We start from the raw sequence: 2,160 nt of genomic DNA, 5'->3' as shown, positions 1-2,160 counted from the left end.
CGGCCGGCAAGAAAGCGTTCATCGACGACCTGATCCGGCGCATGACGGTCGAGGAGAAGATCGGCCAGCTGCGCCTGATCAGCATCGGCCCCGAGATGCCGCATGCGCAGCTGATGGACGAGGTCGCGGCCGGGCGCATCGCCGGCTCGTTCAACACTGTCATCCGGCGCGACAATCGGCCGCTGCAGGAAGCCGCCGTCAAGCGCAGCCGCCTGAAGATCCCGCTCTTCTTCGCCTATGACGTGGTGCATGGCCACCGCACCACCTTCCCGATCCCGCTCGGGCTGGCAGCGAGCTTCGACATGGCAGCGATCGAGCGCATGGCTCGCGTCTCGGCGGTCGAAGCCTGCAATGACGGTGTGGATATGACCTTCGCACCGATGGTCGACATCAGCCGCGACCCGCGCTGGGGCCGCACCTCGGAAGGTTTCGGCGAAGACCCCTATCTCGTCTCCGAATGCGCCCGGGCCAGCGTCCGCGGCTTCCAGGGCGAGTCGACGGCGCGGCCGGACACCATCATGGCAGCGGTCAAGCATTTCGCGATGTATGGCGCGGTCGAAGGCGGGCGAGACTACAACACGGTCGACATGAGCCCGCTGCGCATGCACCAGGTCTATCTGCCGCCCTATCGTGCCGCCATCGAGGCCGGCGCCGGCGGCGTCATGGTCGCGCTGAACTCGATCAATGGCGTGCCCGCGACTTCGAACACCTGGCTGATGCAGGACCTGCTGCGCAAGCAATGGGGCTTCAACGGCGTCACGGTCAGCGACCATGGCGCGATCACCGAGCTGACCCGCCATGGCGTCGCCCGCGACCCGCGCGAGGCAGCCAAGCTCGCGATCAAGGCCGGCATCGATCTCAGCATGGCCGACCAGGTCTATCTTGCAGAGCTGCCGGGGCTGATCGCCTCCGGCGAGCTGAAGATGGCCGAGCTCGATGCCTGCGTCCGCGAGGTGCTGGGCGCAAAATACGATCTCGGTCTCTTCGCCAACCCCTTCCTGCGCATGGGCAAGCCGGAGGATGATCCGGTGGACGTGCGGGCCGACAACCGGCTGCATCGCGAGCCGGCGCGGGAGATCGCGCGCGAGACCATCGTCTTGCTCGAGAACCGCAACCAGACCCTGCCGCTGAAGAAGGCCGGGACGATCGCGCTCGTCGGGCCGCTGGCCGATTCCGGGCTGGACATCCTCGGCAGCTGGTCCGCCCAGGGCGTGGCCGATCAGGCCGTGACCGTGCGCGCCGGCATCGAGAAGGCGCTGGACGGCAAGGCGCGCCTCGTCACGGCACGTGGCTCCAACGTCCTCGACGACCAGAAGATCGTCGACTACCTGAACTACCTGAACTGGGACAAGCCGGAGGTCATCCAGGATCCGCGCAGCCCCGAGGAGATGATCCGGGAAGCCGTCGCGGTGGCAGCCGAGGCCGATGTCGTGATCGCCGTCGTCGGCGAGGTGCGCGGCATGTCGCATGAATCCTCGAGCCGCGTCAGCATCGAAATGCCGGGCTCCCAGCGGGCCCTGCTCAAGGCCCTGAAGGCGACCGGTAAGCCGCTCGTCGTCGTGCTCATGAACGGCCGCCCGCTTGCGCTCGGCTGGGAGAAGGACAACGCCGACGCGCTACTGGAGACCTGGTACGCCGGCACCGAGGGCGGCAACGCCATCGCCGACGTGCTGTTCGGCGACCACAACCCCTCGGCCAAGCTGCCGATCTCGTTCCCGCGCTCCGTGGGCCAGATACCGACTTACTACAACCCGCTGCGGATCGGGCGCCCGTTCACCCCGGGCAAGCCCGGCAACTACACCTCGCAGTATTTCGAGGAGGAGCAGGGCCCGCTCTACCCGTTCGGCTTCGGCCTGAGCTATAGCCGTTTCTCGCTGTCGAACCTGAAGCTCTCGGCCGCCCGGATCACGCAGGACCAGCGCCTGACCGCGGAAGCGACGCTGACCAACGAAGGCAGCTATGCCGGCGCCAATGTCGTGCAGCTCTACATCGCCGACCCCTACGCCTCGATCGCGCGGCCGATCAAGGAACTGAAGGGCTTCCAGAAGGTGATGCTGAAGCCCGGCGAGAGCCGCGTGGTCCGCTTCGAGATCGGCAGGGACCAGCTCAAGTTCGTAAACGCCGAGCTCAAGGAAGTCGTCGAGAGCGGTCGCTTCGAGG

Annotated in this window: 1 protein-coding gene; it reads left to right on the top strand. The window is 66.9% G+C overall.

Translation table 11 applies throughout. From position 1 onward, the window contains the following. Window positions 1-2,160: beta-glucosidase BglX (gene bglX, locus ACIPIA_RS14770; RefSeq protein ID WP_400510642.1), on the top strand; the 2,160-nt coding region annotated here is incomplete at both ends.

The sequence above is a fragment of the Allobosea sp. CER48 genome (assembly GCF_044752385.1).
Taxonomy (GTDB): domain Bacteria; phylum Pseudomonadota; class Alphaproteobacteria; order Rhizobiales; family Beijerinckiaceae; genus Allobosea.
This window is presented reverse-complemented; position numbering and strand designations above follow the sequence as displayed.